Origin of the sequence: Acetobacter musti (genome assembly GCF_011516835.1) — a bacterium.
Lineage (GTDB): Bacteria > Pseudomonadota > Alphaproteobacteria > Acetobacterales > Acetobacteraceae > Acetobacter > Acetobacter musti.
The window spans coordinates 32,901-54,745 of record NZ_WOTB01000020.1; the positions used below are offsets into that span (position 1 = coordinate 32,901).

General features: G+C 57.9%; 38 protein-coding genes, 1 tRNA gene and 1 pseudogene. 21 read left to right on the forward strand and 19 right to left on the reverse strand.

The annotated features are described in order from the left end of the window. Positions 1–17 precede the first annotated feature (17 nt). Entirely contained in the window at positions 18–1,457 is a 1,440-nt protein-coding gene (locus tag GOB93_RS14130) for a TolC family outer membrane protein (protein WP_173584153.1), read from the reverse strand. A 351-nt stretch (positions 1,458–1,808) separates the two neighbouring features. Next, positions 1,809–2,573: a protein-L-isoaspartate O-methyltransferase family protein gene (locus tag GOB93_RS14135; protein ID WP_173584154.1), complete on the reverse strand. Its 765-nt coding sequence runs from the start codon at positions 2,571–2,573 to the stop codon at positions 1,809–1,811. A 175-nt stretch (positions 2,574–2,748) separates the two neighbouring features. Between GOB93_RS14135 and GOB93_RS14140 the strand changes: the two genes are divergently transcribed. Further along, a tRNA-Cys gene (locus GOB93_RS14140) sits at positions 2,749–2,822 on the forward strand. A 23-nt stretch (positions 2,823–2,845) separates the two neighbouring features. On the opposite strand, the gene GOB93_RS14145 is transcribed toward GOB93_RS14140, so the two are convergent. From GOB93_RS14145 to GOB93_RS14220, 16 genes are all read right to left on the reverse strand, one after another. Continuing rightward, the gene (locus tag GOB93_RS14145; protein WP_173584155.1) at positions 2,846–3,766 is read right to left on the reverse strand and encodes a tyrosine-type recombinase/integrase; all 921 of its coding nucleotides are present in this window, start codon (positions 3,764–3,766) and stop codon (positions 2,846–2,848) included. 147 nt (positions 3,767–3,913) lie between these two features. Then, a complete protein-coding gene (locus GOB93_RS14150; RefSeq protein WP_173584156.1) occupies positions 3,914–4,156 on the reverse strand; it encodes a helix-turn-helix transcriptional regulator in 243 nt (80 codons plus the stop codon). Further along, the gene (locus tag GOB93_RS14155; protein WP_173584157.1) at positions 4,149–4,661 is read right to left on the reverse strand and encodes a hypothetical protein; all 513 of its coding nucleotides are present in this window, start codon (positions 4,659–4,661) and stop codon (positions 4,149–4,151) included. The genes GOB93_RS14150 and GOB93_RS14155 overlap by 8 nt, the downstream gene beginning before the upstream one ends. Then, entirely contained in the window at positions 4,654–4,986 is a 333-nt protein-coding gene (locus tag GOB93_RS14160) for a hypothetical protein (RefSeq protein ID WP_173584158.1), read from the reverse strand. The genes GOB93_RS14155 and GOB93_RS14160 overlap by 8 nt, the downstream gene beginning before the upstream one ends. Then, positions 4,979–5,296, reverse strand: coding sequence for a hypothetical protein (locus GOB93_RS14165; RefSeq protein ID WP_173584159.1), 318 nt, complete (start codon positions 5,294–5,296; stop codon positions 4,979–4,981). Before GOB93_RS14165 ends, GOB93_RS14160 begins: the two co-directional genes overlap by 8 nt. Positions 5,297–5,392: 96 nt before the next feature. After that, the gene (locus GOB93_RS14170) at positions 5,393–5,809 is read right to left on the reverse strand and encodes a hypothetical protein (RefSeq protein ID WP_173584160.1); all 417 of its coding nucleotides are present in this window, start codon (positions 5,807–5,809) and stop codon (positions 5,393–5,395) included. Between the two features lie 34 nt (positions 5,810–5,843). Further along, positions 5,844–6,194 carry a hypothetical protein gene (locus tag GOB93_RS14175; protein ID WP_173584161.1) on the reverse strand — a complete coding sequence of 117 codons (351 nt, stop codon included), beginning with the start codon at positions 6,192–6,194 and terminating at the stop codon, positions 5,844–5,846. Then, positions 6,191–6,580 carry a hypothetical protein gene (locus tag GOB93_RS14180; protein WP_173584162.1) on the reverse strand — a complete coding sequence of 130 codons (390 nt, stop codon included), beginning with the start codon at positions 6,578–6,580 and terminating at the stop codon, positions 6,191–6,193. The genes GOB93_RS14175 and GOB93_RS14180 overlap by 4 nt, the downstream gene beginning before the upstream one ends. Beyond that, positions 6,577–7,380: a recombinase family protein gene (locus tag GOB93_RS14185; protein ID WP_173584163.1), complete on the reverse strand. Its 804-nt coding sequence runs from the start codon at positions 7,378–7,380 to the stop codon at positions 6,577–6,579. Before GOB93_RS14185 ends, GOB93_RS14180 begins: the two co-directional genes overlap by 4 nt. Then, a complete protein-coding gene (locus GOB93_RS14190; RefSeq protein WP_173584164.1) occupies positions 7,377–7,844 on the reverse strand; it encodes a siphovirus Gp157 family protein in 468 nt (155 codons plus the stop codon). The genes GOB93_RS14185 and GOB93_RS14190 overlap by 4 nt, the downstream gene beginning before the upstream one ends. After that, entirely contained in the window at positions 7,844–8,179 is a 336-nt protein-coding gene (locus GOB93_RS14195; protein WP_173584165.1) for a hypothetical protein, read from the reverse strand. Before GOB93_RS14195 ends, GOB93_RS14190 begins: the two co-directional genes overlap by 1 nt. Further along, positions 8,179–8,463, reverse strand: coding sequence for a hypothetical protein (locus GOB93_RS14200; protein WP_173584166.1), 285 nt, complete (start codon positions 8,461–8,463; stop codon positions 8,179–8,181). Before GOB93_RS14200 ends, GOB93_RS14195 begins: the two co-directional genes overlap by 1 nt. A gap of 23 nt (positions 8,464–8,486) precedes the next feature. Next, positions 8,487–8,663 (reverse strand): hypothetical protein, encoded by a 177-nt coding sequence (locus GOB93_RS14205; protein ID WP_173584167.1) that lies wholly within the window; start codon positions 8,661–8,663, stop codon positions 8,487–8,489. A 373-nt stretch (positions 8,664–9,036) separates the two neighbouring features. After that, complete coding sequence (locus GOB93_RS14210; RefSeq protein ID WP_173584168.1) at positions 9,037–9,321, reverse strand: hypothetical protein; 285 nt, start codon at positions 9,319–9,321, stop codon at positions 9,037–9,039. Between the two features lie 144 nt (positions 9,322–9,465). Further along, positions 9,466–10,401 carry a hypothetical protein gene (locus tag GOB93_RS14215; protein ID WP_173584169.1) on the reverse strand — a complete coding sequence of 312 codons (936 nt, stop codon included), beginning with the start codon at positions 10,399–10,401 and terminating at the stop codon, positions 9,466–9,468. A 187-nt stretch (positions 10,402–10,588) separates the two neighbouring features. Next, positions 10,589–10,939 (reverse strand): helix-turn-helix domain-containing protein, encoded by a 351-nt coding sequence (locus GOB93_RS14220; RefSeq protein ID WP_242010791.1) that lies wholly within the window; start codon positions 10,937–10,939, stop codon positions 10,589–10,591. 133 nt (positions 10,940–11,072) lie between these two features. Here GOB93_RS14220 and GOB93_RS22260 point away from each other — a divergent pair, with 133 nt between their 5' ends. The 3 genes from GOB93_RS22260 to GOB93_RS14235 all read left to right on the forward strand — a co-directional run bounded on the left by GOB93_RS22260 (position 11,073) and on the right by GOB93_RS14235 (position 11,885). Beyond that, positions 11,073–11,288, forward strand: coding sequence for a transcriptional regulator (locus tag GOB93_RS22260; protein ID WP_173584170.1), 216 nt, complete (start codon positions 11,073–11,075; stop codon positions 11,286–11,288). Between the two features lie 204 nt (positions 11,289–11,492). Then, on the forward strand, positions 11,493–11,684 hold the full coding sequence (locus GOB93_RS14230) for a hypothetical protein (RefSeq protein ID WP_173584171.1): 192 nt from the start codon (positions 11,493–11,495) through the stop codon (positions 11,682–11,684). Next, a complete protein-coding gene (locus GOB93_RS14235) occupies positions 11,685–11,885 on the forward strand; it encodes a hypothetical protein (protein ID WP_173584172.1) in 201 nt (66 codons plus the stop codon). 2 nt (positions 11,886–11,887) lie between these two features. On the opposite strand, the gene GOB93_RS14240 is transcribed toward GOB93_RS14235, so the two are convergent. Then, entirely contained in the window at positions 11,888–12,076 is a 189-nt protein-coding gene (locus GOB93_RS14240; protein ID WP_173584173.1) for a hypothetical protein, read from the reverse strand. A gap of 99 nt (positions 12,077–12,175) precedes the next feature. On the opposite strand from GOB93_RS14240, the gene GOB93_RS14245 reads away from it, so the two are divergent. From GOB93_RS14245 to GOB93_RS14315, 17 genes and pseudogenes are all read left to right on the forward strand, one after another. Continuing rightward, positions 12,176–12,502, forward strand: a complete 327-nt coding sequence (locus tag GOB93_RS14245; RefSeq protein WP_173584174.1) for a helix-turn-helix domain-containing protein — start codon at positions 12,176–12,178, stop codon at positions 12,500–12,502. Between the two features lie 82 nt (positions 12,503–12,584). Continuing rightward, positions 12,585–12,830, forward strand: coding sequence for a hypothetical protein (locus tag GOB93_RS21255; protein ID WP_206752616.1), 246 nt, complete (start codon positions 12,585–12,587; stop codon positions 12,828–12,830). Beyond that, positions 12,827–13,282: a hypothetical protein gene (locus GOB93_RS14250; RefSeq protein WP_173584175.1), complete on the forward strand. Its 456-nt coding sequence runs from the start codon at positions 12,827–12,829 to the stop codon at positions 13,280–13,282. The genes GOB93_RS21255 and GOB93_RS14250 overlap by 4 nt, the downstream gene beginning before the upstream one ends. After that, positions 13,273–13,677, forward strand: coding sequence for a hypothetical protein (locus GOB93_RS14255; RefSeq protein ID WP_173584176.1), 405 nt, complete (start codon positions 13,273–13,275; stop codon positions 13,675–13,677). Before GOB93_RS14250 ends, GOB93_RS14255 begins: the two co-directional genes overlap by 10 nt. After that, positions 13,674–13,946: a hypothetical protein gene (locus tag GOB93_RS14260; protein WP_173584177.1), complete on the forward strand. Its 273-nt coding sequence runs from the start codon at positions 13,674–13,676 to the stop codon at positions 13,944–13,946. The genes GOB93_RS14255 and GOB93_RS14260 overlap by 4 nt, the downstream gene beginning before the upstream one ends. Next, a pseudogene (locus GOB93_RS22265) lies at positions 13,943–14,128 on the forward strand (helix-turn-helix domain-containing protein); the annotation flags it as partial. The gene GOB93_RS14260 and the pseudogene GOB93_RS22265, both read left to right, overlap by 4 nt. Before the next feature lie 408 nt (positions 14,129–14,536). Continuing rightward, a complete protein-coding gene (locus GOB93_RS21620) occupies positions 14,537–14,905 on the forward strand; it encodes a hypothetical protein (RefSeq protein WP_242010792.1) in 369 nt (122 codons plus the stop codon). Then, positions 14,892–16,382, forward strand: coding sequence for a replicative DNA helicase (locus GOB93_RS14270; protein ID WP_173584179.1), 1,491 nt, complete (start codon positions 14,892–14,894; stop codon positions 16,380–16,382). The genes GOB93_RS21620 and GOB93_RS14270 overlap by 14 nt, the downstream gene beginning before the upstream one ends. Positions 16,383–16,418: 36 nt before the next feature. Then, a complete protein-coding gene (locus GOB93_RS14275) occupies positions 16,419–16,655 on the forward strand; it encodes a hypothetical protein (RefSeq protein ID WP_173584180.1) in 237 nt (78 codons plus the stop codon). Next, positions 16,639–17,016 (forward strand): winged helix-turn-helix domain-containing protein, encoded by a 378-nt coding sequence (locus GOB93_RS14280; RefSeq protein WP_173584181.1) that lies wholly within the window; start codon positions 16,639–16,641, stop codon positions 17,014–17,016. Before GOB93_RS14275 ends, GOB93_RS14280 begins: the two co-directional genes overlap by 17 nt. Continuing rightward, positions 17,016–17,450: a terminase small subunit-like protein gene (locus tag GOB93_RS14285; RefSeq protein WP_173584182.1), complete on the forward strand. Its 435-nt coding sequence runs from the start codon at positions 17,016–17,018 to the stop codon at positions 17,448–17,450. The genes GOB93_RS14280 and GOB93_RS14285 overlap by 1 nt, the downstream gene beginning before the upstream one ends. Continuing rightward, positions 17,434–18,180, forward strand: coding sequence for a terminase large subunit domain-containing protein (locus GOB93_RS14290; RefSeq protein WP_198912703.1), 747 nt, complete (start codon positions 17,434–17,436; stop codon positions 18,178–18,180). The genes GOB93_RS14285 and GOB93_RS14290 overlap by 17 nt, the downstream gene beginning before the upstream one ends. Next, a complete protein-coding gene (locus GOB93_RS14295) occupies positions 18,177–18,914 on the forward strand; it encodes a phage terminase large subunit family protein (protein ID WP_173584183.1) in 738 nt (245 codons plus the stop codon). The genes GOB93_RS14290 and GOB93_RS14295 overlap by 4 nt, the downstream gene beginning before the upstream one ends. A 35-nt stretch (positions 18,915–18,949) precedes the next feature. Beyond that, positions 18,950–19,156, forward strand: coding sequence for a hypothetical protein (locus tag GOB93_RS14300; protein ID WP_173584184.1), 207 nt, complete (start codon positions 18,950–18,952; stop codon positions 19,154–19,156). Then, positions 19,146–20,897 carry a portal protein gene (locus tag GOB93_RS14305; RefSeq protein ID WP_173584185.1) on the forward strand — a complete coding sequence of 584 codons (1,752 nt, stop codon included), beginning with the start codon at positions 19,146–19,148 and terminating at the stop codon, positions 20,895–20,897. Before GOB93_RS14300 ends, GOB93_RS14305 begins: the two co-directional genes overlap by 11 nt. Beyond that, positions 20,894–21,202 (forward strand): Bbp19 family protein, encoded by a 309-nt coding sequence (locus GOB93_RS14310; RefSeq protein ID WP_173584186.1) that lies wholly within the window; start codon positions 20,894–20,896, stop codon positions 21,200–21,202. The genes GOB93_RS14305 and GOB93_RS14310 overlap by 4 nt, the downstream gene beginning before the upstream one ends. Beyond that, positions 21,189–21,845 (forward strand): hypothetical protein, encoded by a 657-nt coding sequence (locus GOB93_RS14315; protein ID WP_173584187.1) that lies wholly within the window; start codon positions 21,189–21,191, stop codon positions 21,843–21,845. Before GOB93_RS14310 ends, GOB93_RS14315 begins: the two co-directional genes overlap by 14 nt.

The following is a 21,845-nucleotide window of genomic DNA, read 5'->3' on the forward strand; positions in this document are numbered from 1 at the left end:
CTTTCTGCACCGTCGGTTCAGCGGCCTGGCTGATCGACCGCGTAATCGCTGATACCCCACAACCTGTCTTTGACAGCGTTGTAGTAGGCCTGCTCGTTATACAGAGGCACGCTGAGGTGCAGATCGACGGCGGTCAGGCGTCCGATGGCCGAGGCGACGGCGTAGGAGGCGGTGACCATGTTGCTGAGGCTCTGGACCAGCGCCACCTGAGCCTGGAGCAGGGTGCTCTGCTGCTGCAGGACTTCGAGTGTGGTGCTTGTGCCGACGATGGCCTGCCGTTCCACGCCGTCGAGGGCGATGGTGCCGGCCTGGATCGCGGCGCGGTTGCTTTCGATGGCGGCTTTGTACGAGACCAGTTTCTGCCAGTTGGACGCGGCGGCCTGCGCGGCGGTGCGGCGCTGGATGTCGACGGCGTGGCGTGAGGCGAGAGCCTGCTGCTTTGCCTGCCGGATGGCCGAGTATTCGGAGCCGCCCTGATAGATCGGCACGGAGAGGTTCAGTGTGGCGTATTTGTCTTCGTTGACCTGATTGTTCAGTTCCTGGTTGACTGATTTCAGGTAGGCGCCGGTGACGCTGAGTGTCGGCATGAGGGCGGCCATGGCCACGCCGACGGCGTCTTTCTGCGCGGCTTCGGTGAAGAGCGCGCTGATGACGTCCGGATTGTTTTTGACCGCCATGGCGACGGCCTGGGCTTCCGATTTCACCGGCAGGAGAAGCGGCTGCGGCGGCACGAGATTGGGCGGGGGCGCCATGCCGACGACCTGCATATAGGTGGCCTGCGCGGTCTGCAGGGTTCCTTCCGACTGCTGTCGTGTCGCTTTGGCGCTGGCGTAGGCCGACTGGGCCTGGGCGACGTCCGTCCGGGTGATTTCACCGACGTGGAAGCGTTCGTTGGTGGCGCGGAGCTGCTCTTCGAGCACGTGTTCGTTGTTGATGTTGAGCTGGAGGAGCTGCTCGTCCTCGATGACCTGGACGTAGGCGTTCACGACGTCGGTGAAGACCTGCTGCTCGGTCGAGATCAGCTTGGCGCGCTCGGCCATGACCTGATTGACGGCCTGGTGGGTTGCGGCGGTCGTTTTGCCGCCGCTGTATATCGGCTGGGTGATCTGGACCTGGGCCTGGTAACCGAGTGTGCTGTAACGGCGGTAATAGCCGGTGCCGGGGACGTCATCATTGCCGCGGTAGTTGTTGGTGCCCTTGTAATAGCTGGGGGCGAAGGTGCCCTGGATCTGCGGGCGCCAGCCGGCGAGGGCGGTCGGGACGCTTTCATCCGTCGAGCGGAGGGTGGCGCGTTCCTGCTGCAGGGTCGGGTTGGTCAGATAGGCTGAGGAGAGCGCTTCCTGCAACGTATGCGGAATGAAGCTGGGCTCGCCGCTGCCGTCATATTTCTGGGCCAGAGCCGTTGAGCTGTACAGCAAGGCTGCAAGTCCCAACCCTAAGCCACAGGAATATCTCATCTAAATTCTCTCCGCTACCCGATCCGCGTCACGCAGGCGTCCCGGTCCGGGCTTATGCCATGCTCGGGAGTGATTTTCCACCGCCGACCTTAACAGCGCATTGCCAGCATGCAAAAAATCCGGCGGCCGTGTATTTTGTGAACGGAAGACAGAGCCGGGCTCTCCCCTTTGCGCCGGAACGGGTCGTCATCCGCAGCCGCGCCGCGCCCTTCATCTTTTTATGCTCAGTAAACCGGGATCAAAGGGACTGCGTCCCTTTGCGGGGTTCGGGGCAGAGCCCTGAAAATGCGCCTGTCGCTGCAAAACCTGTAAACGCCGGATTTGCAGGCGGAGGATTCGTTCCGGATCAGGTCAGAATGCGAAGGCCGGGGCCGGGAGGAGTTCGCCGATCAGGGGGGCGGGGGCGTCGAAGCTGAGGCGCGTGGCCCAGCCTTCGAAGGTGTTGGTGGTGCTGTCGGCCTGACCGGTCCGGTCGGGTTCGGCGATGAAGGCGGAGCAGATTCCGGCTTTGTTGAGCATGCCGGCGACGCGTCCGCCGGCGGCGAGCTGGGCGATGCAGAAGGCGGGAATGTTCCGGATGGCGCCGTCGAAGAGGATGACGTCGAAGGGTGCGTTTTCCGGGGCGCCGTCCGCCAGAGGGCCCTGGCGCCAGATGACGCCGGGCGTGACCTGATCTGTGTAGGCGTGGCCCTGGCGGACGAGCTCCGCGTCCGATTCGAGCGCGATGACGTGGGCTTCGAGGGAGGCGACGATCGAGGCGAGGTAGCCTGTTCCGGCGGCGACGACGAGGACGCGCTCGCCGGCTGCGATCCGGGCGCTCTGGACGAGGCGGGCGGTGGTCATGGGCTGCATCAGCCAGCGGCCGTCGCCGAGCGGCAGGGTGCGGTCGGCGTATGCGAAGTCGCGTTCGGCGGCGGGGATGGCGCGTTCGCGCGGCAGGGTGCGCATGGCGAGGATGATGCGCGGGTCGCTGACTTCGACGGGGCGCACCTGGTCGTCGACCATGTGCTGGCGGATTTCATCGAATGCGCTGTCGGAGGCGCTGCTGGCCGGAGCGGTGATCCCGGGGGTGGGGATGCGGCTGGATTCTGCTGTCTGCTGTTGTGTCTGGCTCATCAGCGCGCTCCGGAACCTCTCTGTCTTTATCTGTGCGGGTGGCGGCCCGCTTTCCTGTCCGTGATCAGAAATCTCACCCTGATCGTGGCCGTCAAGCGGCATCCCGGTAAGGGATGCGCGATCAGCGGCTTGACCAGCGATGCCTTGCTGGTGGATATAGCGCAACCCCGTTCGGGGTCCGGTGGCAGAATGGTGATGCAGCGGACTGCAAATCCGCGTATGTGGGTTCGATTCCCGCCCGGACCTCCACAAGGACTGAAAAATGGCGAAAATCAGCCATTTTTAGCGGTGGTTTTACAATCTCCTGAACCCGGTTTTACAGCCGACAGCAGAGCCATTGCCTGCCTCGCGAGTCTCTTCTGATCGACAGACCGTGTGTACCTCACAACCTCCGACAGGGTTTTATGACCTGTGATCGCAGCGATTTGATGTGGTGTACATCCGGCTTCGGCCAGCCTTCGCGCGGATGTCTTTCTCAGGCCATGCGCGGATAACCCCTCGGGCAATCCCGCCTGCGCAGTCCAGTCCCGCATGAGATTGCCGAGCGAATCGGATGACGGTTTCCGTCCCGGCTGCGTTTCGAGAAAATATGCTTTCACGTGCATGACCGCTGCCAGAGCTTCCGCGAGATCCGGAAGAATCGGCACCAGAAGGCTGACACCGGTTTTCTCCTGCGTGATTGCAATCATACCGTCGTGAATGCTGCCCGGACCCATTTTCACAACGTCTGAACGCCGCTGCCCCGTGTGAAGGAGAAGCGCAATCGCTGTCCGGGGTCGTGACCCGACAGGCCAGCGCGACTGAAACTGCGCTATTTCTTCTTCTGTCCACGGCCGCGCTCCGTCCGCTTTTTCTTTCAGACGCCGCACATCTCTCGTCGGGTCGGTCTGCCTCATGTCCCGCTCGATTGCGAACCTGAACAATATGCCAAACATACGAAGCCATCGGTTTCCTGATGCCGGTCGGTCTGCAAACTGCGCCAGAATTGCTCTGATGTGTTTCGGCTCGAATTCTGCGACAGGGAAAGTTGAGAATTCGGCGCACATCATCCTGAGAAGATTGTTGCGGTATCCTTTTCGGGTCGAAGGTTTCAGGGATAGAAACGCATTCGTCTTCAGCCATTCCTCGCAAAGACGACCGAATGTTCCTGACCCACGTATTGGCTTCGGTGCATCTTCCACGATCTGCGCCATGGCGTTCTGATATGCCGGCCAGAAATCCTTATCGTTTATGTCGGGAAGTGCCTGCCTGGGCAGTTTTGGGTGCCTGAAATAAAATCGCACCTTCCCATCACGGCCACGATGCCGCTGGAGGTATTTTACTCTGACGGAAACCATTCATCAGGTGCCCAGAAGCTCGTCCAGTCCTGACCGGCTTTTATGTGTGTCCGCCGTGACTGATATGATCCCCGACCGCCGATCCAGCCACAGATCAAGCTGCTTTCGATCCCACAGACAGCGTGAGCCAATCCGGAACGGCGCTATTTCACTCGCGACCCTGTCCCGGAACAGGCTTTCAGATATGCCAATGTATCTCGCCGCCTCTCTGGCTGGCAGGCCTCGTGGCGTGATGGCGTCACTCATCGGCTGCCGCCTTTTCAAAGGCACGCACAACCTCACATGAGGCAACCTGACTCCACTTATCCTGCGGATCTTTCTCGCGTGCTTCGATTTCAAGAGCCTTCCCAACCGCCCCAAACCTATCAGTCGGAAAAATCCCCCGGTCGCAATGTGGGCACGTCGGCACTGTTCCGCGCCTGCGCCATGCTTTCTCTATAGTTTGTGCGGACTTCAGGCGAAGCGTCTTTATCTCGCGCTCACGCTGCTGGCGTTTGGCATGAACGACATCGTTCCACCGCTTTCTGTATTCATCCAGACACCTATGGAGAGCCCAGAAAGCGGACACCTGTTTTCCGCAATCCTTGCATGTGACCACATCACCGTTTGAATCAAGAAGAAGAGCGGGATGAGTGCAGTTTTCCTCCCCGCCGATACCGGCAATTCTTCCGTAAGAGGTGTTTCGCTTCTCAAACAGATATTCGCCGATACTGACGACATTGTTCGGCATTTCTTCTGCGTCATCACTCATCGGCGCTCTCCGGCGGCGCGGGGATTTCCATGAAGTGCGTGGGCTCGACCATATCAAGCTCGTCGCACCAGACGCCGTTTCGGCTACTTCCGAGGAACACGTCAGGTTCTCCTGCAATGCACAGAAGAGCATTTGGGACATCTCTGTCTTTCGCCTCAGCAATCGGCCGCCACGGTGACGGGGCTGCGGCCAGGGCGGCTTTTATTACCGGCGCAACGTAGTCCCTGTGTCTGACTTTCGTGAAATCCGCTGCCCGATGCCAGTCGCTTTCACCATGGGCAGCGGCTGCTCCGGCCTCGATCATCTCCGGCGTCGGTTCACGCATCGCCGATCTCCTTCATCGCTGCGTCGATTGCATCGTTGAAATTGCGTCCCTTGAGGGCGTTAACACGATGGTTTGGCGCGAATATGCAATCCCCGTTCATGTAGACCATTCCGGTTTTGAACTGTCGGGCAAGCCAGTCCAGCCGCTCCGTATCCTTCGCTCTCTCCGCCCGCTCCAGTTCGCGGCCGCGCTGTTCGGCTTCAGTGATATGTGCCTCTGCTACGGGAAGTGATGATATTCCACCGTGCCCCCAGATTAACTCACCTCGAAGTTCCCGAACCTGCTCTTCCCGCGTCCTCTTACCAGACATACATCGCCTCCCTGTCTTCATCAGTAATCGGATTTCTCTTTTGCCAGTCGTTCAGCATCGCGATCCCATATGCCGAAACGAAGGTGAGCGCGAACGTTAGGAACGCGTGCACGGCGGTTCGTCCGGGAGGCTGCGGATGGCGCTTGCGCTGTGCTTGCACCCGTTATTGTGCCATTGCTCCGGCATAGAAAAATCAGGAAGTTTCTCAGCTTCACACACCTTCGCGCAACGCTCGCGTTCGGCGCGCAGGAGGGCGGTGAGTTCGTCGGGTGTGGGGCACGAGCCAAGATATGTGTGATACTTCGCGACTTCCTTTCCTTGCCAGTAATCATCGGATCCAAACACCCATAGCCATTCGTATGGAAAATTTTCGCTAAGCCTGATCTGCATCCAAAGAACAGGGAACGAGTGTTGATTTCCTTCCTTCTGCTTTAACCAATGCCACCCTGACATACCGGGATCTTTGGGATACCCCGGCCGCTCTTTATCCGGCCAGCCGTTTGCGTGGGTCATGGGGGCGGCTCCGTGTTCATTTCTGGTGTCGGGGTCATGGTGCTAGCCCCTCTTGCTGAATGGGCCGCGAATACAGGAGGCATATTTCACCGTCTTCTGTGTCGAATGCGCCCACCATCCTCCACCCGTCTTTGCCGTGATATGACGGGCGTCCAATCTGGTTGAGATGTTTTGCTTCGAGTGCTTCGCTTTCTTCCATCATTGATGCGGGCATATCGTCCGACCAGTAACGGAGTTCTATGGTATAGCGGCGGCAGATTTCGGTGCATTCGCGCATGCTTTTTTCGTCGTCACCGAACCACTCCGCAAATTTTGGAAACGGGACGCCGTCTTTTCTCACGTCCTGTGTCCAATACTCGAAATATTGAATACTTCCCGGTGTCATGGCGTCGGCTCCGCGTTCAGGACATATTTGGCACGAGAGATATTGAAAGGAAAAGAAACCCACTGATTTCCTGTGACAGCACCACGTGAATTCACTCTTTCAGCGCTCTTCACGAGGTTTACAAGCGCGCCCCGCAACCGTTCGTTCTCAGCGCGGGCTTTCACGAGAGCCGCAAGATGGTCGGACTGGCGGACGCATGGCACGGGGTCTCGAACTGTCCCAAGGGTCGTGACAACTGGCACATCATCCGCGACCGGGGTGCCGATTGCGCGGATAGCATCTTCTATAGGAAGAATCTCACCACCGTTATAATGTGCCTGCCGCCTCTCCTCTGTAAGCGGCAACTGCACGAAATATCCGGCGGGGGTTTTAATGGGGTTGGTCATGCCGGGATCTCCGCAAGATCGTCATGAACAACTGTCTGCGGAAATGATCCGCGCTTATCAGCAATCATATCGAATACGGCTTGCGCGACATCGGAAGCGATTGGCCTGCCTGCAGCCTCGGCTTTCTGGATCGTCTCGTCCCAAAGCGCATATTGCCGGTCACAGCACTCAGCATCACGGCAGCTCTCGAGCCGCGTAGTCCAGACGGCGAGGTGATCTACTGGCCTGTCCTGCTGTATTGTGCGCGTCTGCGCTGGAGTGACGTCAACTGTCTCATGATGCGGAGGGGCTGAATCAAATTCTTCTGGCGCATACACTCCGAGCATTACCTCCGGAACGTGCCTGCGTGCCCAAACTCTGGCGCCGTGGTACGACAACATCTGATCTGGCGTTTTCGTCCACCACTGATTGTCTGTTTTGGCATCCTTCAAAACCACATCGACAGTGCGAGGGCTTTTCTCGCCTCGGATATGCCCGATAACCGTAATCTTTCGATTATCGCCAGATCCGGCGAACTCATAGTTCAGCCGACCTTCAAGGACACCACTCGTCTGCACAGCGGCCGCTATAAGTTTTCCCTCGAACGTCATCTTGCCGCGGACAACGGCCGTCGCCTGCGCCACCGCGAACGGGGACATCTGCCACCGCATCGCCTGTTCAATTACCATCAGGCAGTCACCTGGGCTTCCCTGAAGATGCTGAGGGACCATCTTTGCAGCTGACATTGCCTTTGCGAGCTGCATGGCGCCCTGCATCCCATCAATTGAGAAGCCGCCTGCTGCTGTAAGAGCATTGCTCATCGTGCCAAATCCTTTCTCGCGCGCACCACAATGTGCGGCTCGCCGCCATTGCTCAGTGTCGCGCCTGGTATCGTCTGACCCTGCTTCAGGGCGTCAGTCAGTTCAGCGCGCTTTAGTTTTGGCAGCTGACGCTCAAAGAACTCAGGACACTGTTTTCTAAGTTTCGCCTCATCAGTAACGATTGCCTTGATCGCCGACCGCGCCAGATCGGCTTCGTAGTGCCGCGACTGGTAACCTGTGACGCCGTTCTGCAGCATGTCCGCAGCAATCCTGCCACGGAGTAGTTCTCGCGCTGCCTTCGCCGCTTTTTCGATAGCCTCCAGAGCCGGGACGGCCTCGATAGCCTCCTGATCCGCCCTGTTCTCATCAGACCGGGCCAGAGCGACGACAGACATCCACTGATCCACAGTCTGCTTCACATAGTCCCTGTGTATCTCGTTTATTGTTTCCAGCAGCGTTGGCATCACTCGCCCCCAATCGCCGGATTACGCGGCACCGCTTCAACCTCCAGCCAGGCGCTCGCAGCCGAGAACGCCGCCGCCAGCAGCACGCGCGCTGCCTTCACGCCATGCACGAGAGCATCGCCCGTCCGCTCGTATGCGATAACGAACACGGACCGGTTCTCGCGCTCTGTCACACGCCGGATTTCCCGGCCAAGATCGCTGATCCGCATGTTCGCCGCGCGCAGCGATCCGTGCATGAACAGATACTCCTCGCGCATGTTCTCCAGCACTTCTTCACACTTCTTATCGTCGCGGGTGCGGATGGCGCGGGTGAGGATTTCCATGTTGTTGAGCATCACTGATCCTCCGGCCGGCGAGCGCCAATCGTCTCGGCATCCTCGCGCATTTCCTCGGCGCACGCTTCAATGTTCTCGATCACGTCATGAACCTTCAGCCGCGCTGACGTGTCGTCCAGCGTCGCCAGTTGCTCGCGTGCGAACCGTGCCGCTGATTCAAGACGAGCCACCACACCCGCTACAATCTTCTGGTCACGCTGCTTGGACGGCGGAAAGAACGCGCGCACGTATCCCGGATCACCCGCGAGCGCAGGATTGAACGCCATTCCGTTTGAATGGGGCATTATTGTTCTCCTTGGAGAATTACTTAGAAGCCAGCGTCTTCAAACTGCTCAATAAGCTGATTTACTGTCCATTCGCCGATATCAGCATTTTCCCGTCTGATATCGCGCAGAAAATCGTATGCAATGCGCGGCCTCTCAACAGAAACCGAATCAAACCGTCCGGCATCGGAAAGAAGATTGTCGAAGTCATCACTGTCCATTTTGGTTCTCCTCAGAGAAATACTCGGCCAATTCGGCCACGTAACCGGGACCGAAGCCCCGGAAGCGCGGTGGAATCAGAGTTGCGACACGGCTTCTAGAAAAACCGCGCAGATACCTGCCTCAATCGCAATCAGTGCGCCCAGGCATGTGAGGGCCATTCTCATACCGCCCTCCTGAACTGCACGTGGATGACGTTATCGATCGCCTCAAACTCCAGCCGATCAGACGGCCACGAAACGACATTCCCGTTGTCCAGGAGGATTTCCGGTTCTCCGTTCAGGCATCTCCCTGTGATCAGTCCCAAACGCCCTGCCGACATTGCATCAGCTTTCGGGTAAATACCGGTCGGGAGCAGTATAACCCGTCGCCCGATCATGCTGCGATCTCCCGGTGAGCGCGGTTGTGCTCGCGCTGATCGTCCGCGTGGATGCTGTCGATCGTGTCTTCGATGGTGGAGATGCGCGCCTTCACCACTCCAAGCGTCGTATCGAGCTGGACCGGCAGTTCGTCCACTTCCGGAAGGACATCGACCATCTGGCGAGAACACGACGTCTGTGCGCGGTTGATGCTCTCTATCAGGCCCTCAATGCCCTCACCGACCACGCGTAGCGCGCGCAGTTCCGTATATGCCTGGTTCAGTTTTAATGCGTTGCTCATCCCATCCTCCTGCGCCGGGGCGCTGTTGATGGGGTGATACTAGGCATTGCCTACTAAGCATGTCAATAGGCAATGCCTATCGCGATAGACAAAAAAAATCCCGCCGGGTGGGCGGGATGAGGTGAGCCAGTATTTTGTGAGGACTTATCCGAACGGCAGATCGATCTGGCGGGACGTCGGATGACGATGCTCTTTAACCTTCACAATCCGCGTTTCGGTTTTAAGGCCACTGTCTGTTTGCCACTGCTGAACGATAACATCACACAGTAAGATATCACCTTTAGTGAATGCCACTTCATTTCTATCTACTGCCTGAATAAAATCCTCATCTTCAATAGATGCCCATACTAAATTTTGCCCATCACTGAGTTTCCACTTGCCGTCTTCATTGAATGATAGGTTGACTATAGAAAATGCGATTGTTGAAGGCGTACTTATAATTAGGCTGTCTGAGTTTTCAGGTGGCCGAAAGGAAGCGAGGTCGTCTTTATTAACAACCGCAATAGCGCTAGCCTTGTCACAAGAAGAATCTCTAACAGAAATCGTATCAATGCCATCCTTTTCTAGTGGCTTAACAGCTAAAGCCGCAGCCTTACGAACTTTAACGTCTCGAAACAATTGCACCGTTTCTCTTGGAGCCACTATTTTTATAGGCTCGCCTGAATCATTCGGAAATTCAAGCTCTACATTCCCGTCCTCTAAAACCCGAGCTTTTCTTGCCTGACGTCCTTTTGAAAGCTTTAGTAATTTAAAAAGACCAATTACATCTTTGCCACTTATCCCAAGAAACGCACATAGGGCGGCCAGGGCTGTTGCATTTGGCCCAACAAGAATATCTCGGGCATATTCAATCCAGCCTTGTATAAGATGGAGCTCTGCCTCAAAGGAGCCTTTAATAAAGCCAGCCTTCACACGAACTGAAAGGTTCGACTTGTCTCCATTGATGACTCGGTTAGCTTCCTCAAAAAGCTTTCCCATAGCCAGCAACGCGGGCGCAAGATCCTCAACGGCCATCTCGCCACCACTAAGGGCAGGACCATCGTAATTAATGCTCAGGAATGTGGTAGCCATGTCGTCCATAATATCAGAATCTCTGTCAAATTTGTATTACATATACGCAGGAAGCGCCCTTCCGTAAGCGCATTCGTCCCCACATCACCGCAACAAAAATCCCCGCATAACCCCCATCCGGATATTTTCTGTTCCCGTTAAGTTCTCATTTAGGATACAGTCTCCAAATAGTGAGACGGGGAGCGATATGGGGGATTTATGCAGCGTCACGAGAAATTGCCTCAATGAGGCTGAGGAGCCGGTCACGCATGTCAGGAGACAGAGTTCTCCACAATTCAATGATTGCGACCTCGCTCTCAGAATACGGGCCATCACCAGAAAAATCAGAGCTGATCGGTCGAGGGCTTCTTTCCGCGTCATCGATGACGACGCGCATCACAGCATCGGGAGTCCCTAAATCAGTGCCGCAAATTTCTTCGAGGCTAACGCCGTATAGATCAGCCAGAACTGGAAGCCGGTCTAAGGAAGGTTTGGAGCGGCCAATCTCCCACTGAGCAACGGAAGGCGCAGATATACCCAATTCCTGCGCCACCTTTGCTTGTGACATCCGGGTTGCTGTTCGAAGCCGTTTCAGGCGTACTGGCCATGATTCCATAAGGCGATAATGCGTTAGGTAGTTCCTATCGTCGCCTAGCATTTGCCTATTGCTTTTACGCTAGGCAATGCCTATCATCCGCTGCATGAAACACGATATTATCAAGCGGGCGGCGGAGGCAGTGGGTGGCGTCAATGCCCTCGCAAGGGCTTTAGGCATAAAGTCCCCCTCAATTTACTCGTGGAAAAAGATTCCTCCGCAGAGGGTTTCTGCTGTCGAGGCCGCAACGGGCATCCCGCGCGAAGAACTTCGACCTGACCTGTTCGCGCGCGCCACACCCACAACGGAGGACGCGCGATGACCCGTCACTCCCCCATTCGTCCGATGATCCTGCCGGCGAGCACGCCGAGCGGAAACGCGGCGACGATCCACACAATAAACCACATCACAGGAGAGCGGCCATGATGAAGGCTGCGTTTATCTGCGCCGGCGGGATGACCGTGTGGTGCTCGATTGCCATCGCGGTCTGCGCGGCATGGTCCCTTACGCTGCAGGGGATGGCACGGTGAAAGTGCCCGCCGGTTACACGGTCGCCGGTGCACTTACTGGCGGTGAATGGGTTTCGCTGCACCGCAGAAAAGACGGCAGCCCGGTTACGAAAACCGACATCGACACGCAGCGCGCGCTCAGAACGATTGATCTGAGGATCGTGCAGGACGGTGCGCGGGCGCTGTATTGTTTCAAAAGGAAGAAGTGAGTGACGAAGAAGAAGAATTCGGCGCATGACCAGCCTGCCTACTGGAAGCTGACGAAGGAAAAGCAGGCTCGCGGCTCCAGCCTTGGCGGGAAGCGAGTTCATATGGTCGGAAAGCCTGCCGGCCATCCCGTCACATACGGCGCTATCTGGGGCGGTTCGCTTGCGAAATACCGCCCGGACATCGCAGTCGTTTCTGACTGACGTCATCCGGAATTCCCCATGATCTCCGCTTCGACCATGAAAACCAGCATCCGCCGCGTGTCAGCGCAGGCCGTTGGATACATGGCCGCCCATGCCTGGGCGAGCGTGACGATCTGTCTTGATAAAACCGGCAGACGGTCCTTTGCAGAGGATCCGTCTGCCTTTGCGTCGTCAGGGCGCTGCACCTCCATGTTTTGTTTCTCCGTCTCGTGTTCTCGCAAAACCGAGAATGGAGCGCATCAATGTGGAAAAACAGGTCACAGATTTACCGAGATTTTCGGAGTGGTCGAATGAGCGCCGTTGACGCCTCGATCTATGCCGAAACCGTAACAGGCGTGCTCAAGCGGAAATACGGACCGCTGAAATACGCCTCGAAGCTGCTGGCGCGAGCGGTCGGAACGACACCGCGCACGGTTCAGAACTGGCTGGACGGCACGAATGCCCCGCGCGGCGCGGAGCTGATCCGGCTCATGCAGGAATGTGACGAGCTGAGAGACGAGATTTTCCGGCTCGTTGAGGAGGGAAAATGCCAAAAGGATACGGGATTGACTTCGGATGGTGCGGTTTTGGCACCCATGCAGGACCACCGAAAATCTATCGGTTCGGTTGGGTTCTGATTGCTGTTTTCCCGAACGGTATCGAGTTCGTTCTTCGCAGTTATCGTGCTGCGCTCATCGTAAAGCGGAATGAGGTGGGGAAATGAACAGCCCGATTTCTTTCGACTCTATGCGAAAGGTTCTGCGCTACGATGTCGCAGGCTCCGGCGGTCAGTCCGCGTGGGCTCAGAAACATGGCATCTGTGTTTCGACCGTATGCGAAATCCTGAACAATAAACGCGAACCGACAGAAGCCGTCATCAATGCGCTCGGGTATGTCGTTCGCCCGATGTGCTTCCCGGTCAAAGAAGGGGCGAAGGTATGCACGCGATCGGAATGTGACCGATGAGCGGGAAACGTAGAAACCCCGATCTTCGCGGACAGACTTTCGGAAAGCGGAAGGTCATCGGCGTGGCGCCCCCGGTAAATTACATGATGCGCTACTTCGTAAGATGCGAGTGCGGAGATGTTGGGATCGTTTACGAGAAATTTCTCATCAGCGGGAAGGCGCTGTCGTGCCAGTCGTGCTCGAGAAGAGATCGCTACCGGCGTGAAACAGAAGAAATGGTCGGGCGGACATACGGAGACCGGCGTGTTCTGTCTGTCATCGATGCCCCGGCCGGGATGAAGAGCCGGGGGCACGCTTACGTCATGACAGAGTGTGGCTGCGGATTTACTGCTCCGGTCATCGCCTCACACCTTAGGAAAGGCACCGCCGACAGGTGTCCGTCCTGTGTCGGACGGATGATGCGGGGCGCTCGTCAGGCCGGTCGCAGGGTGGAGTGCGTATCATGCGCGTGATCCATTTCACCCTTCCAGAGCCTACGCCGCTGCTCAACACCCAGCTTCGCAAGCACTTCCGCCAGCGCAGCAAAGCGAAGATCGCGCTTGCACGGCAGATCATAGCCATACTCGGTCCTGATCGGCCAGCAGAGCCGATGCAGAAAGCCCGTGTCACTGTGACGCGGTTTTCATGCGGGCTTCCAGATTATGACAACCTGTATGGCGGTGTGAAGGACGCGCTTGACGTTCTGACGACGCCGGCCGCTCAGGCAAATGGGAAGGTCCGGAATAAATATGGGATCGGTCTGATCGTGGATGACAGTCCGAAGCATATCAATCTGATCGTCGAGCCCGTGAAGTGTCGCAGGTCAGAGCAGCGCACAGAATTCCTGATTGAGGAGATCGAGGCATGACAGTCGTTCAGTTCCCCGGGCCTGATCATAACAATCCTCATGCGCCAGCCAGCATCGATCCGATTATTGAAGGCATGCTGGAGAAGGGAGGCGAGCAGGCTGCGAGAGCCGAGTTCTGGATCGCACGCCAGAGAATGGCAGTCGCGTTCTCGCGGTGGGTCTATCTGTCCAATGATGTCAATGAAATAGCCGGCGAGCACGGAGATACAGATCACATGATGGACCGTATCTGGCGTTTGTGGAGTTCTATTATGGAGCCCGTGCGATGAGCATAGAAGCGATCCGGTGGGCCTTCCGGCAAAATGCTCCTGCGACCCAGCGTCTTGTTCTTCTCGCCTTGGCTGACTGCGCCAATGAGTCGATGAAAGCGTGGCCGTCGGTTTCGACGATATCAGACAAGACGGGACTGAAAGACCGTTCTATCAGATCCTCAATTCAAAGCCTCATCGAGGCTGATCTGATATCGCCAGTTGAAACAAATCATAAGTCAAAATGCTATCGTCTTAACCTGGAAAATGGATTTCAAGACGGTCATGATACCGGCACCAGATGCCGGTCAGGCGGCATTAAATGCCAGGACAAGGCGGCACGAGATGCCGACAGACCGGCACCAGATGCCGGTGAACCGGCATTAAATGCAGGGGGACCGGCACGAGATGCCGACAATCCCTCAATAACCCCCAAAGAACCATCAGCTAAGCAGCAGCACGCGCACGCGCCGGCGCAACCGACGCCGGGGTCTTCGGAAGCCAGAACCGGACAGCGACCCTCCGAGCGCCTCAAAGCCGAAATCGACAGCCGATGGATGAGGCTCGGTGTCAGATGCGAGCGCATAGCCGGATCGGACAAACCGTCCCGGATGCCTGGTCGGTCGGTTCTCGGCTTTGCCCGACAATGGCTTGCAGACGCGGTGAACCAGGGCATCGACCTCAACACCGCTGAGCGGCTCATCATCGAAACCGTCGAGCGCATCACGAGCAGATCAGGAACCGGAAAGCCTCTGAAATATTTCGAAAACCCTGTTTCAGAGGCTTTTGCGTGGCACTGCGAAAATGTGGAGATTGACGCTATTCGCGAGGAGGGCAGTCCACGATCGTATTCCGAAGAAACGAAAAACGCCTATCGCCGATATTGCAATGATCTGCGCGAGGCGGGCGTGCCTCCGGGTGAGAGGCTGAGCCTCGACGAGTGGGCGCTTACGATTGAGAAATCCAATGTTGCAGCCTGATTTCGCCGATCAGACGGCTCTTCGCCAGATGCCGTCGGCGACGGAGGCCGAGCAGGCGCTCCTCGGCGCAATTCTGACGCAGAACCGGGCCTACGACATGGTTTCCGGCATCGTTTCCGGGGATATGTTCAGTGTCCCGGCGTATGGCTGGATTTTCGATCTTTGCGGAAAGCGGATCATTTCCGGGCAACTCGCGGATCCGGTTACACTGCGCGGCGATCTGGTCGGGGCGAGCGAACTCGATCCGGTGGGCGGCGTGCAGTGCTTTGCCGCTCTGCTCAATGCGACAGTCGGTGTTCTCAATGTGCAGGACTATGCTCTGGCCATACGAGATGCGTGGACGAAGCGGAAGATTATCTCCCTCACAGCGGAGGCCAGCGCCGCAGCGTTTAATCCCGCCGGCGAAGAGACGGGCGAGATCCTCCATACGCTCGAGAGCGGACTGATCGCCCTCAATGCCGGCAGCGCAGGAAAAACACTGTGGTCGGCGGCAGATGCGTCAGACGCAGCAGTCAGAGACGCGGAGAGGGCGTTCCAGTCCGATTTCGGTATCATGGGCGCGAGCGTTGGTTACGATGACCTTGACGACGTTCTGGGAGGCTTGGAACCGGGCACGTTCAATGTGCTTGCCGGAAGGCCGGGCATGGGAAAGACGGGGCTCGCGCTCGGGATGGCCGTGCGGTCGGCGATCACTTCCGGGAAAACGACTCTCTACTATTCCGGAGAGATGTCGGCGAAGGACCTGACGCGGCGGCTGATCTCTGCTTATTCGGGCGTCCCCGCATCAGCCATCAGGCGCGGTGGGTATGTCCGTGCCGCCAGATACGGGGATGGGAAGGAGCGCGTGAAGCTGTCTCAGGCTGAATGGGACAGAATCATAGAGGCTCAGCGTGCCGTAAAAAGGCTTGCCGTCCAGATCGAACAGAAGGCCGGAATTAATATTCCCTATCTGCAATCGACCGCACGACGTATTGCGCGCCAAAAGTCTGGCCTCGGTCTTATTGTGGTGGATTATCTGGACCTGATGCGGTCAGTAAAAAACACGACGCGGCAGTTCGAAATCACGACAGAAATCAGTCAGGGGCTTCTCTACACAGCCAAAAGCCTGAATGTCCCGATGATCGTTTTGCAGCAGCTCAGTCGTGAAGTGGAAAAGCGCGACGATAAGCGGCCTGTCATGGCTGATCTGAGGAACTCGGGGCAGATTGAGCAGGACGCGGACAGCATCATGTTCGTGTACCGCGAGGCATACTATCTCGAAAATGAAAAGCCTGTTCGCAAGCCACACGAGTCAGACGGTGATTTTCTCGACCGTGAGCAGGCTCACGAGGACCGCCTTCAGCAGGTAAAAAATCTGGCCGAGGTTCTCATTCGGAAAAACAGGCACGGTGAGACTGGCGAAGTCAAAATGAGGTTCGACGGGCCGAGAACGTGGTTCCGGGGAATTTCGGAGGCTGAAAATGCAAAGCCCTGGTGACATTGCCCGTACCAATCCAGACCGGAGCATGGTATCATGACGAGCGATCAGACAGCGCCATGCGGTGGAAAAATCCGCTTCACGAGAAAGCAGGACGCGCAGTTCAGAGCCAGCCGCATGCGCGACAAGGATAAAATCGTCGCGCCATACCGGTGCGCGGAATGTGGGGGCTGGCATATCGGCGGCACACGCTGGACGCGACGAGGCGTGAAAAGGCCGGTGCGGAGAGTGATTTGTATGGGAGTGGGAGGGTGGGGTGAGCGCGGCGTCTGAGATAATCCTTTTGCGATGTGGCTCTCTTTCGCTCGATGTCGAAACGCGTGAGCTGTCAGGGCCACGTGGAGCAATCAGGCTTGATCCTCTGAACTTTGCCATGATGGAGCGCCTGATGCGGCGACCGGGCGTGATCGTGGAGGATACGGCAATGGTCTCGGCGTTGTGGCCTGAGCCTGACGATGAGCCGGACGATCCGGACAATACGCTCAGGCACAAGGCGTCCGTGCTGCGCGGAACGATCTGCGTTCTCGGATGTGCCGGGCGCAATAAGGTTTCGATCAGCCGCGAGCGCGGTGTTGGATTTTTTATCGAGGTGCGGTCTGGTGGGCGTGCCGTTGATGATGATGGGGGTATGTGATGGCGCCTAAGCATCGCCTTTACACGCCAGAGATCGCCGAAGAAATACTTGAGCGTCTGGAAGATGGAGAAGGTCTTGCGACGATTTGCAGGCTGGAAGGAATGCCGTCTGAAGGCGCTGTAAGGTATTGGGCTCAGACTGATCATGATGGCTTTGCGGCGAGATACGCGCAGGCGCGCGCGCGAGGCCTCGAAAAGCATTCGGATGAGATTATAGCCATCGCTGACACGGCGAGAGATACGGATAGCGCATCTGCAGCACGCGTTCGGATCGATGCACGAAAATGGATTCTCTCCAAACTGATGCCCAAGCAATACGGAGACCGCGTTGCGCTTGATCACAGCGGCGAGATCGCCATGGCTGAAATCCCGGATGACAAGCTGGATTCCCGCGTGAAGGCTCTGATCGGGCAGGCTGGTGGCTCTGAATCTTGACCTCCTCTCGCCAGCAGAGAAGCGCGAACTCATTGCGCTGCTTGAAGAGAAAGAATACCGCCGCAGCCGTCGCAAGCTGTTTACGTATTATCCGGACTCGGGGCCGCTCCGGCGTGAACTCTATCCAAAGCACCTCGCATTTTTCAGGGCCGGCCGGGATCACCGCGAGAGGCTGATGCTGGCGGCAAACCGCGTCGGCAAGACCGAGGGGATGGGAGGCTATGAAACGGCGCTCCATCTGACTGGCCGGTATCCGCGCTGGTGGGATGGCAGGCGCTTCGACAAGCCGATACGTGCGTGGGCGGCCGGCAAGACGAACGAGACATCACGCGATATCATTCAGAGCAAGCTGTTCGGCAGGGTAAAACGTATCGGACAGAGCAAGACGCTTGACGGAACCGGGCTCGTTCCGGGAGACGATATCGGAGCCATCACATGGAAGCAGGGCGTGGCCGATCTGGCCGATACCATACAGGTTCGTCATCAGTCCGGCGGATGGTCTGTGCTCGGAATGAAGGCCTATCAGCAGGGGCGTGGATCGTTTGAGGGGACGGAGCAGGATCTCGTATGGCTCGATGAGGAACCGCCGCTGGACGTTTACACCGAAGCTCTGATCCGGACGATGACGACGAACGGCATGGTGATCCTGACCTTTACGCCACTCGAAGGAATGTCCGACGTGGTAATGTCGTTTCTTGAGGATGGAAAAATGCCGGAGAGCGATGAGTGAGCCGCTGGGTCGGGACATGCACGTGGGACGATGTGCCCCATCTGTCCGCGCAGCAGAAGGCGGATCTGTTGCGTGATCTGCCTCCATACCAGCGCGACGCCCGCTCCAAGGGAGTTCCGCAGCTTGGCTCCGGTGCGATCTATCCCGTGGCAGAATCAGACATCGTGTGTGAGCCGTTCGATCTCCCCGCATACTGGCCGCGTGGCTATGCGCTCGATGTTGGCTGGAACCGGACGGCGGCGATATTCGGAGCGCACGACCGGGACAGCGACATTCTGTATCTCTACTCCGAGCACTACCGCGGGCAGGCTGAGCCGGCCGTGCACGCCGAAGCAATCCGTGCGCGTGGTTCGTGGATGCGTGGCACAATCGATCCGGCATCGCGCGGACGTGGTCAGCGAGACGGCCAGCAGCTTTTCCAGAACTATATCGACCTCGGGCTGACCCTCGTCCCCGCACAGAACGGCGTCGAAGCCGGGATCATGGATGTGCTGGATCGTATGTCGTCCGGGCGCCTGAAGGTGTTCAAAACGCTCCAGTCATGGCTCGGTGAGTATCGGCTGTATCGCCGCGACGAGAAGGGCAAGATCGTGAAGAAGAACGATCATCTTATGGATGCAACACGTTACATGTGCGTAATGTTGCCGCAGGTTGAGAGTGTCATGCCGAATTATCTTGAGCGCATGGGCCTGAAGCCATCCGTTCAGACGACATATGATCCGTGGCAGGCATAGCCCGGTACTAACAAACCCGCGCCACCCGCTGGCGTATGGGCCTCTTTTCCTCACCTAAACTGACCGCACCCACGCCGACGCCCGCTCCCGGCCAGTCCGTGAACGAAAGCGGCGCGCAGCAGGCGGCTTCGACTGTCAATGCGGCAAAGCTCGCTGGCGGCTTCGGCAGCACCTTGCTGACCAGTTCGCAGGGTCTGACGCAGACGGCGACGAACGCACCCAAGACATTGCTTGGCGCCTGACGTGGCGAAAGCGCCAAAGCAATCACAGACTCCAGACCAGAAAAAGCCGTCACAGGACGCGATAGACGCACTGCGCGATGAGGCCGACCGTCGGCTTGTCCTGATGCGCAATACCCGCAACACGTGGCGGGAGACATGGCGTGACATCACGCATTTCATTATGCCGACGCGAGGCAGGTATTTTAACGTCCCGAACCAGAGCAGCCGTGGCCGCGTCAAAGGCCCGCAGATCGTGGACCGGACCGGCACCATCGCGGTCGGTAATCTCGCTGCGTTTCTGATGGCCGGCATCACCAGTCCGGCGCGCGACTGGTTCAGGCTGGCGACATCGAACGACAGGCTGAATGACGATCCGCAGATCAAGCTGTGGCTGGCTGAGTGTCAGTCCAGGCTGATGCGCGTTTTCGCGACCGGCAATTTCTACAACGCCATGGCGCAGCTTTACGAGGAAATCGCCGGCTTCGGGACTGGTGCGACGATCATCCTTCAGGATTACGAAGATGTGGTCCGGTTCTATCCGCTGACGGCCGGCGAATATTATCTGGCGCAGAATGCGCGCGGTGAAGTCGACACACTGTTCCGTGAATATGTGCAGACCGTTGACCAGCTCGTGCGACGGTTCGGATATGACAACTGCTCGCCCACCATCCAGTCGCTGTGGGACAGCCGCAATCTGACGATGGAAGTGCCGGTCGTTCACGCGATCATGCCGAATTCGTCGCGGGTGCATGGCGCGTTCGGATGGCGCGGGATGCCATACACCGGCGTTTATTACGAATACGGCAACGAGACCGTGAAGGCGCTGAAGGTCGAAGGCTACAGCAGCAAGCCTTTCATCGCGCCTCGCTGGGGCGCCATCAGCAACGATGTTTACGGACACGGACCGGCCGAAGATGCGCTGCCGGATGTGAAATCGTTGCAGGTCGCGCAGCTCCGTCTCGCTGAAGCGGTCGACAAGTTCGTGCGGCCGCCGATGATGGCCGATGCCTCGATGCAGAGCGGTCTGGTCAGCCTTGTCCCGTCCGGCCTGAATTTCATCCCCGGACTGAACCAGATTGGCAACGGCGGTGGATTGCGGCCGGTCTATCAGACGACGCCGCAGCTTCAGCCGTTGCAGGAGCGTGTCGCGGCTTTTCAGCAGCAGATTCAGAAAACGCTGAAGAACGATCTGATCCTGATGGTCTCGCAGGACATGGAAGGCGTGCAACCCCGGACTGCGGCGGAAATTAATGTCCGGCAGCAGGAGAAGCTCCTTGCGCTCGGGCCGGTTCTGGAGCGTTTCCACAATGAGGCGCTTGATCCGATCATTCAGACGACAATGGATATTATGGAGCGCGGTGGTCTGCTCCCGAAACGACCGGCCAGCCTTGGCCTGTCGAATGTGAAGATCAGCTACGTCTCCGTCCTCGCCCAGGCGCAGCGTGCAACGATGACAACGGGCATTGAGCAGTTCACCCGGTTTGTCGGCAGCATTGCCGGCGAGCAACCTGACGTCATGGACAATATCGATCTCGATGCGGCGACCGATATTTACGGGGATCTTCTGAACATTGACCAGCGTATCATGCGCGATCCGCAGGAAGTCGCCCGTAAGCGGCAGGACCGTGCGTATCAGCAGCAGCAGCAGCAGGCGGCGGAGAACGCAATGAATCTCGCTCAGGGAGCCCGAAATCTGTCGCAGACCGATGTTGGGGGTGGCGAGAACGCACTGAGCGCCATCGTGAGCGGTCTCGGCCAGTGACATACGATCCGAACGACGTTGCTCAGGTCGAAGAAAAACGCAGCCGGCGCAAAGCTAAAGCCACCGGTCCGCAACGCGATCTTCTGTGGGTGTGCTCCGATCCTCGCGGACGCCGCGTGCTGGCTCGCATCCTTCAGGGCACAGGGCCTCTGGCAGCGTCATTCATTCCCGGCGATGCACTCGGCACGGCATATCGTGAAGGTCAGCGAAGTGTCGGTATTGAATTGCACTCGGTACTAACAAACGCAGGCGAAGGCCTCGCAGGTTCGATACTTGCGGAGCGCCTTACGGGTGACGACGACTGAAGCCACAGATGCCGGAACAACGCTCGCGACAGACGCGCCTGCTGGCGGTGAAGCTGTAACGCAGCCTGCTGGTCAGGGCGCTGGAGAGGGCGGTCAGGCCGCAAACGCTGAAGGCACGACTTCGACAGAGCAGTCCGAAGCGCCGCCTGAAAAACCCGTCGTTCCTGAAAAATATGAGTTCAAGGCTCCGGACGGTTTCACAGCCGACCCCGAAACGCTCGGCAGCTATGAAGGTCTCGCGAAAGAAGCAGGCCTGACTCAGAAGCAGTTCGAGAAAGTCACCGACTTCGGCCTGAAGTATTTTCAGGATCAGCTCGGAAAGCAGGCTGAGGCACAGAGCGCCCGCGTTGTCGGATGGCAGAACGAATCTCTGGCCGACCGCGATCTCTCCGATGGCAAGAAGCTCCTGCCGGACGTGATGCAGAACACATCGCGCGTTCTCGACAATTTCGGCGGCGACGATCTCCGAAAAGCGCTGGTGGATACAGGAGCGGGCAATCATCCCGCCGTGATCCGCGCACTCAACCTCATCGGTAAAGCCATGGGCGCCGCTGACGCGCCTGACTTCGGAAAACCCGCAGCGCAGTCTCGCGGGAACAGTTTCGAGGATGTGGCCAACCGTCTCTACGGCAAAGGATCGTAA

Bases quoted from the DNA above. Each gene is read 5' to 3' on its own strand.
- GOB93_RS14130 (WP_173584153.1), bottom strand. From the start codon at position 1,457: ATGAGATATTCCTGTGGCTTAGGGTTGGGACTTGCAGCCTTGCTGTAC.
- GOB93_RS14135 (WP_173584154.1), bottom strand. From the start codon at position 2,573: ATGAGCCAGACACAACAGCAGACAGCAGAATCCAGCCGCATCCCCACC.
- GOB93_RS14145 (WP_173584155.1), bottom strand. From the start codon at position 3,766: ATGGCGCAGATCGTGGAAGATGCACCGAAGCCAATACGTGGGTCAGGA.
- GOB93_RS14150 (WP_173584156.1), bottom strand. From the start codon at position 4,156: ATGAGTGACGCCATCACGCCACGAGGCCTGCCAGCCAGAGAGGCGGCG.
- GOB93_RS14155 (WP_173584157.1), bottom strand. From the start codon at position 4,661: ATGAGTGATGACGCAGAAGAAATGCCGAACAATGTCGTCAGTATCGGC.
- GOB93_RS14160 (WP_173584158.1), bottom strand. From the start codon at position 4,986: ATGCGTGAACCGACGCCGGAGATGATCGAGGCCGGAGCAGCCGCTGCC.
- GOB93_RS14165 (WP_173584159.1), bottom strand. From the start codon at position 5,296: ATGTCTGGTAAGAGGACGCGGGAAGAGCAGGTTCGGGAACTTCGAGGT.
- GOB93_RS14170 (WP_173584160.1), bottom strand. From the start codon at position 5,809: ATGACCCACGCAAACGGCTGGCCGGATAAAGAGCGGCCGGGGTATCCC.
- GOB93_RS14175 (WP_173584161.1), bottom strand. From the start codon at position 6,194: ATGACACCGGGAAGTATTCAATATTTCGAGTATTGGACACAGGACGTG.
- GOB93_RS14180 (WP_173584162.1), bottom strand. From the start codon at position 6,580: ATGACCAACCCCATTAAAACCCCCGCCGGATATTTCGTGCAGTTGCCG.
- GOB93_RS14185 (WP_173584163.1), bottom strand. From the start codon at position 7,380: ATGAGCAATGCTCTTACAGCAGCAGGCGGCTTCTCAATTGATGGGATG.
- GOB93_RS14190 (WP_173584164.1), bottom strand. From the start codon at position 7,844: ATGCCAACGCTGCTGGAAACAATAAACGAGATACACAGGGACTATGTG.
- GOB93_RS14195 (WP_173584165.1), bottom strand. From the start codon at position 8,179: ATGCTCAACAACATGGAAATCCTCACCCGCGCCATCCGCACCCGCGAC.
- GOB93_RS14200 (WP_173584166.1), bottom strand. From the start codon at position 8,463: ATGCCCCATTCAAACGGAATGGCGTTCAATCCTGCGCTCGCGGGTGAT.
- GOB93_RS14205 (WP_173584167.1), bottom strand. From the start codon at position 8,663: ATGGACAGTGATGACTTCGACAATCTTCTTTCCGATGCCGGACGGTTT.
- GOB93_RS14210 (WP_173584168.1), bottom strand. From the start codon at position 9,321: ATGAGCAACGCATTAAAACTGAACCAGGCATATACGGAACTGCGCGCG.
- GOB93_RS14215 (WP_173584169.1), bottom strand. From the start codon at position 10,401: ATGGACGACATGGCTACCACATTCCTGAGCATTAATTACGATGGTCCT.
- GOB93_RS14220 (WP_242010791.1), bottom strand. From the start codon at position 10,939: ATGTCACAAGCAAAGGTGGCGCAGGAATTGGGTATATCTGCGCCTTCC.
- GOB93_RS22260 (WP_173584170.1), top strand. From the start codon at position 11,073: ATGAAACACGATATTATCAAGCGGGCGGCGGAGGCAGTGGGTGGCGTC.
- GOB93_RS14240 (WP_173584173.1), bottom strand. From the start codon at position 12,076: ATGGAGGTGCAGCGCCCTGACGACGCAAAGGCAGACGGATCCTCTGCA.
- GOB93_RS14245 (WP_173584174.1), top strand. From the start codon at position 12,176: ATGAGCGCCGTTGACGCCTCGATCTATGCCGAAACCGTAACAGGCGTG.
- GOB93_RS21255 (WP_206752616.1), top strand. From the start codon at position 12,585: ATGAACAGCCCGATTTCTTTCGACTCTATGCGAAAGGTTCTGCGCTAC.
- GOB93_RS14250 (WP_173584175.1), top strand. From the start codon at position 12,827: ATGAGCGGGAAACGTAGAAACCCCGATCTTCGCGGACAGACTTTCGGA.
- GOB93_RS14255 (WP_173584176.1), top strand. From the start codon at position 13,273: ATGCGCGTGATCCATTTCACCCTTCCAGAGCCTACGCCGCTGCTCAAC.
- GOB93_RS14260 (WP_173584177.1), top strand. From the start codon at position 13,674: ATGACAGTCGTTCAGTTCCCCGGGCCTGATCATAACAATCCTCATGCG.
- GOB93_RS21620 (WP_242010792.1), top strand. From the start codon at position 14,537: ATGCCTGGTCGGTCGGTTCTCGGCTTTGCCCGACAATGGCTTGCAGAC.
- GOB93_RS14270 (WP_173584179.1), top strand. From the start codon at position 14,892: ATGTTGCAGCCTGATTTCGCCGATCAGACGGCTCTTCGCCAGATGCCG.
- GOB93_RS14275 (WP_173584180.1), top strand. From the start codon at position 16,419: ATGACGAGCGATCAGACAGCGCCATGCGGTGGAAAAATCCGCTTCACG.
- GOB93_RS14285 (WP_173584182.1), top strand. From the start codon at position 17,016: ATGGCGCCTAAGCATCGCCTTTACACGCCAGAGATCGCCGAAGAAATA.
- GOB93_RS14300 (WP_173584184.1), top strand. From the start codon at position 18,950: ATGGGCCTCTTTTCCTCACCTAAACTGACCGCACCCACGCCGACGCCC.